Source organism: Longimicrobium sp. (assembly GCF_036387355.1).
In the GTDB taxonomy this organism is placed as follows: Bacteria; Gemmatimonadota; Gemmatimonadetes; order Longimicrobiales; family Longimicrobiaceae; genus Longimicrobium.
Genome location: NZ_DASVTX010000005.1, coordinates 1 through 6,136 on the forward strand (window position 1 = coordinate 1; position 6,136 = coordinate 6,136).

The 6,136-nt window shown below is 73.9% G+C and carries 2 protein-coding genes; both read right to left on the reverse strand.

The genetic code is table 11. From position 1 onward, the window contains the following. The coding region (locus tag VF665_RS00320) for an amino acid adenylation domain-containing protein (RefSeq protein WP_331051401.1) at window positions 1–3,757 on the reverse strand (3,757 nt) is incomplete at its 3' end. Then, the coding region (locus tag VF665_RS00325; protein ID WP_331051402.1) for an amino acid adenylation domain-containing protein at window positions 3,754–6,136 on the reverse strand (2,383 nt) is incomplete at its 5' end. The genes VF665_RS00320 and VF665_RS00325, both read right to left, overlap by 4 nt.

The following is a 6,136-nucleotide window of genomic DNA, read 5'->3' on the forward strand; positions in this document are numbered from 1 at the left end:
ACTCCGGCAGCGGCGACTCCCCGCCCTGCTGATACGCGCCGTACAGCGCCGACAGCTCGCGGTACAGCACGCCCATGCTCCACCCGTCGCTGGCGATGTGGTGGATGCAGAGGAGCAGCACGTGCTCGTCGTCAGCCAGGCGCAGCAGGGTCGCGCGGAAGAGCGGGCCGGCGGCCAGGTCGAACGGGCGCATGGCGTCCGCGTCGGCGAGGCGCGCGAGTTCGGCTTCACGAGACGCGGCCTCCAGCGCGGACAGGTCCTCGACGGGGAGCACAAAGCCGGTGAGGGGCACAATCACCTGCACCGGGCCGCCCTCGCCCTCGCGGAAGACGGTCCGCAGCGCCTCATGCCGGCGCACGATCTCGCCCAGCGCACGCTCCAGCGCACCCGCATCCAGCGCGCCCCGCAGGCGCATGGCGCTGGGGACGTTGTACAGGGCGCTCCCCGGCTCCATGCGGTCCAGGACCCACAGCCGCTCCTGCGCAAATGAGAGCGGAAGCGCGTCCGTCCGCTCCACCGCGGCCATGGGCGCCAGCGCCGGAACACCCGCGCGCCGCAGCGCCTCCACCCGCTGCGCCAGCCGGGCAGGCGTGCCGCCCGCGAACACGTCCCGCAGCGGCAGCTCCACCCCAAAGATCGCGCGCACCCGCGACGCCACGCGCGTCGCCAGCAGCGAGTGCCCGCCCAGCGCAAAGAAGTCGTCGCCGCGCCCCACGCGCTCCACCCGCAGCAGCTCGGCGAAAAGCCCCGCCAGCACCTCTTCCGCCGGCGTGCGCGGCGCCACGTAGCCCTCGGATTCGGACGCCCTGTCCGGCTCCGGCAGCGCCTTGCGGTCCAGCTTGCCGTTGGGCGTAAGCGGCAGTGCGTCCAGCAGCACGAAGGCGCTGGGGACCATGTACTCCGGGACGCTCAGGCGCAGGCACGCGCGCAGCGCCGCGGCGTCGGCTTCACCCACCACGTAGGCAACCAGCCGCTTCTCGCCCGGGGCGTCCTCGCGCATCACCACGACGCAGTCGCGCACGGCGGCGTGGCCGCGCAGCACGGACTCGATCTCGCCCAGTTCGATCCGGAAGCCGCGCAGCTTCACCTGCCCGTCGAGCCGGCCCATGAACTCCAGGGTGCCGTCCTCCAGCCAGCGCACCCGGTCGCCCGTGCGGTAGACCCGCTCGCGCCGCCCGTGCAGCTCCACCTCCACGAACTTCTGCGCCGTCAATTCCGCCCTGCCCACGTAGCCCAGGGCCAGCCCGTCGCCCGCCGTGCACAGTTCGCCGGGCACCCCCACCGGCACCGGCCGCATCCCCGCGTCCAGCACCCACACGCGCGTGTTGGCGATGGGCCGGCCAATGGGAATGGAGCGGCGCCGGGCGTCCTCGGGCCGGATGTCGTGGCAGCAGGTGAAGGTGGTGTTCTCCGTGGGCCCGTACCCGTTGGTGAGCCGCAGCGCCGGATAGCGCTCCAGCACCCGCAGCACGTGCGCGGGAGAAAGCACGTCGCCACCCGCCAGGAGCTGGCGCAGCCCGCCGAGGCTTTCGAGCCGCAGGTCCACCATCTGGTGAAAAAGCCCGGCGGTGAGCCAGAGCACGGTAACGCCGTACTCCTCCAGCGCCGCGCCCAGTTCCTCAAGCGACGGGGCGTGCGGAGGAAACATCACCAGACGTCCGCCGTTGAGCAGCGGCCCCCAGATCTCCAGCGTGCTGGCGTCGAACGAGAGCGGCGCGATCTGCAGAAATACCTGCTCCGGGCCGAAATCCGCGAAGCCGGTGCCGCGCACCAGCCGCACCACGGCGCGGTGCGGCACGCCAACCCCCTTGGGACGCCCCGTGGAGCCGGAGGTGAACATCACGTACGCCTCGGAATCCGCCGTCACCCCCGCCTGCGGCAGCGGCTCGCCCCGGCAGGCGGCAATCGCCTCCGCATGGTGCTCCAGCACCACCACCGGCCCCGCAAAACCGGACAGCGAACCGGGAAGCCCGTCGCGTACCACCAGCACCGAAACGGCGGCGTCGGCCAGCATCCCCGCCAGCCGCTCGGGAGGGTAGGTGGCGTCCAGCGGGACGTACGCGGCACCCGCCTGGAGCGTGGCGAGGAGCGCGACCGGCACCTCCAGCGAGCGCTCCAGAGCCAGCCCGACGCGGTCGCCCGGCCGCACGCCCGTCCGGGCCAGGTGGCACGCCAGTGCGCTGGCGCGCACGTGCAGTTCGGCGTACGTCAGCGTCTCCCCGCCGCAGGCTACGGCCACCGCTTCCGGGGTGGCGGCGGCCCGTTCCGCAAACAGGGTGTGCAGGGTGCCCTGCGCGGGATACTCCGCGGCGGTGCGGTTCCACGCCTGCAGCTGCGCGCGTTCGGCCGCGTCCGCCAGCTCCAGCCCCGACAGGCGGACGTCGGCGTCGGCGGCAACCTGCTCCAGCACGCGGCCCAGGTGCGCCGCCATGCGGCGGATGGTGGCCGCGCCGAAGAGGTCGCTGGCGTACACCAGCTCGCCGGACAGGCCGTTCCCGTTCTGCGCCAGCGCCAGCGCCAGGTCGAACTTGGCGGTGCCGGTCTCCAGCTTCACGCGCGAAACCGTGAGCCCCGGGAGGGCCTCCGTTTCCGCCCCGGCCTCGTCCAGCGTCAGCAGCGCCTGGAACAGAGGCGCGTGGCCCAGACTGCGCTCCGGCTGCACCTCGGCCACCAGCCGCTCGAACGGCACCTCCTGGTGCGCGTAGGCGCCCAGGGTGGCGGCGCGGACCCGGCGCAGCAGTTCGCGGAATCCGGGGTCGCCTGACAGGTCCGTGCGCAGCACCAGCGTGTTGACGAAAAAGCCGATCAGCCCCTCCACCTCCGGACGCGTGCGCCCCGCGATGGGGCTGCCCACGACGACGTCGTCCGTGTCGGCGTACCTGCCCAGCAGCACCTGGAACGCGGCCAGCACCACCATGTACAGCGATGCGCCCTCCGCGCGTGCCAGCGCCTGCAGACGCTCCGTGACTTCGGCCGGGACCTCCACGGCCTCGCGGGCCCCGCGGTACGACTGCGCGGCCGGGCGGGGATGGTCCGTCGGCAGTTCCAGGAGCGCGGGCGCGCCGGCCAGCCGCTCCCTCCACCAGGCCAGCTCGCGGTCCATGGCCGCGGCCGTCAGGCGCCCGCGCTGCTCGGCGGCGTACTCGGCGTACTGCAACGGCAGCGGCGCCAGCGCGGGCTCCGCGCCCGCGGCGTACGCCGTGTACAGCGCCGAAAGCTCGCGATAGAACACGCCCATGCTCCACCCGTCCGTAACCACGTGGTGCATGCACAGCAGCAGCACGTGGTCGTCGCCGGCCAGCCGCAGCAGCCGCGCACGAAGGAGCGGGCCCTGCTCCAGGTCAAAGGGGAGGGCCGCGTCCTCCGCGGCAAGGAGGTGCGCCCGGGCCTCGCGCGCGTCCGCCGGCAGCGCCGACAGGTCGTCCCGGGGGAGCGAGAAGCCGGCGAACGGGGCGATCACCTGCACCGGCCCGCCGTCCACTTCGCGGAAGGTGGTGCGCAGGGACTCGTGGCGGCGAATGATTTCGCCGACGGCGCTCTCCAGCGCAGCCGCATCCAGCACGCCGCGCAGGCGCAGCGCGTCGGGAACGTTGTACAGCGCGCTGGAGCCGTTCATCCGCTCCAGGAACCACAGGCGCTCCTGGGCGAACGAAGTCGCCTCCGCGCGCGTCTGGCTGATCCGCTGGACGAGCCTGCGGCGCAGCAGCGCCTGCTTTTCTTCCCTCGAGAGCGGGGTCGTTCGGGGGGGCACGGTCATGACGGCGCGGTGGTTTGGTCCAGGTCAGCGGCCAGAAGGCGGTCCAGCTCGTCTTCGGAGAGATCGTCCAGCATGTCCAGCAGGCGGGCCGCGCCCATGGTGGCGTCCGCCACGGGGGCGGGACGCCCGGCGCGCGAGGAAAGGCGGGGAGCCAGGCCGGCGATGGTGGGCGTTTCGAACAGCGTCACCAGGTCCACCTCTCCGTCCAGCGTCTCGCGGATGCGCCACACCAGGCGCATGGCGAGCAGCGAGTGGCCGCCCAGGGCAAAGAAGCCGTCGTGGATGCCCACCCGGTCGCGCCCCAGCAGCTCCGCCCAGATCCCCGCGAGCGCTTCTTCCACCGGCGTGCGCGGGGCCGTGTAGTCGTCGTCCCGGGCCTGCAGCTCCGGCGCGGGGAGCGCCTTGCGGTCCACCTTGCCGTTCGCGTTCAGCGGCAGCGCGTCCAGCGCCACGATCGCCGACGGCACCATGTACGCGGGAAGCCGCATCTGCAGGTGCTCGCGCAACGCAGCCGGGTTCACGGCCCGCCCGGGCTCGGCCACCACGTACGCCGCCAGCACCGCCCCGCCCCCCGCCCCCGCGCGCGCGGCCACCGCGGCCTCGCGCACCTCCGGCCGTTCCCGCAGCGCCGCCTCCACCTCGCCCGGCTCCACGCGAAAGCCGCGCACCTTCACCTGAAAGTCGGTGCGGCCCTGGTACTCCAGCAGCCCCTCGGCCGTCCAGCGGGCGCGGTCGCCGGTGCGGTACATCCGTCCGCCGCACGCCGAAAACGGATCCGGGACGAAGCGCTCCGCCGTCATCCCCGGCTGCCCCAGGTAGCCGCGCGCCTCGCCGGCGCCGGCCAGGTACACCTCGCCGTACACGCCCACGGCCACGGGGCGCAGGGCGGAATCCAGCACCCGGGCCCGCCTGCCGGGGAGGGGGCGGCCCACCGTCACCCGCTCCACCCCCGCCGCCAGCGCCGCGTGGGTGGAGGACGTCGTGTCCTCGGTGGGGCCGTAGAAGTTGTGCACCTCCGGAACACCGGCCGCGTACAGCGCGCGCACCAGTTCCGCCGGCACCGGCTCGGCGCCCAGGTACAGCCGCCGCACGCCTCCGGGAAGCGCGCGGGCCCGCAGCAGCTCCGCCGCGGCGCTGGGCCCCATGCTGGCCTGCGCCAGCGGGCCGTGGTCCCCCTCCGCCAGCGAGAGCGCGTTCTCCACCAGCACCAGCGTGGCGCCCGACGCCAGCGACAGGTGCACCTCGGCCACCGACACGTCGAAGGAAAGCGAAGTCGCGCCCAGCACCCGCTCGCCGGGAGCGAGCGGGAGCAGCGCCTGCATGGCGGAAAGAAAGGAGGCGACGCCGCCGTGCCGGATCATCACCCCCTTGGGGCGGCCGGTGGAGCCGGAGGTGTAGATGACGTGCGAAAGGTTCCCGGGATGGATCTGCACCCGCGGCGCCCCGTCCGGCATGCGCGCGACGGCGGCGCCGGCGTCGAGGCAGAGGGCGCGGCACCCGGCGGGGAGTTCAACGCGGGCGGCGTCCACCGCGCGCGACAGCAGCACGCGGGCCGCGCAGTCGCGCAGCACGTGGGCGATGCGGTCCGCCGGAAGGCGCGCGTCCAGCGGAACGTACGCCCCACCCGCCTTGAGCACGGCCAGCATGGCCACCACCATCTCCGGCGTACGGGGAAGATGGAGCCCCACGCAGACCTCCGGCCCCACCCCCAGGGCGGCCAGCCGGTGCGCCAGCCGGTTGGCGCGCGCATCCAGCTCGGCGTAGGTCACCTGCTCCGCGCCGTGCACCAGCGCCACGGCACCGGGCGTGCGCGCCGCCTGACGGGCGAAGCGCTCGGGAAACAGGCGCGTGTCGGCCGGCGGATCGGCGGACGCGCAAACGGCGGCAAGAAAGTCGTGCTCGCGCGGCGAAAGCAGGTCCAGCGCGGAAACGCGGCGGTCCGGGTCCGCGGCGGCCTGCTCCAGCAGGCGGGCCAGGTGCCCCAGCATGCGGCCGATGGTCGCGCCGTCGAAGAGGTCGGTGGCGTACTCCAGCTCCACCCGCAGGCCGTCCTGTGTCCGGTCCACCGCCAGGTCCAGGTCGAACTTGGCCGTGCCGGTGTGCACGTCCACTTCGGACGCCTCCAGCCCCGGCAGCGCCGGGCGGGAGCCGGCGCCGTCACGCAGGGTGAACGAGACCTGCACCAACGGTGCGTGGCTCAGGCTTCGCTCCGGCCGCAGCGCCTCCACCAGCTTTTCAAACGGGACCTCCTGGTGCTCCAGCGCCCCGAGCGTGGTGGCCCGCACGCGCCGCAGCGCCTCCCGGAACGACGGGTCGCCCGACAGGTCCGTGCGCAGCACCAGCGTGTTGACGAAGAAGCCGATCAGCCCCTCCACCTCC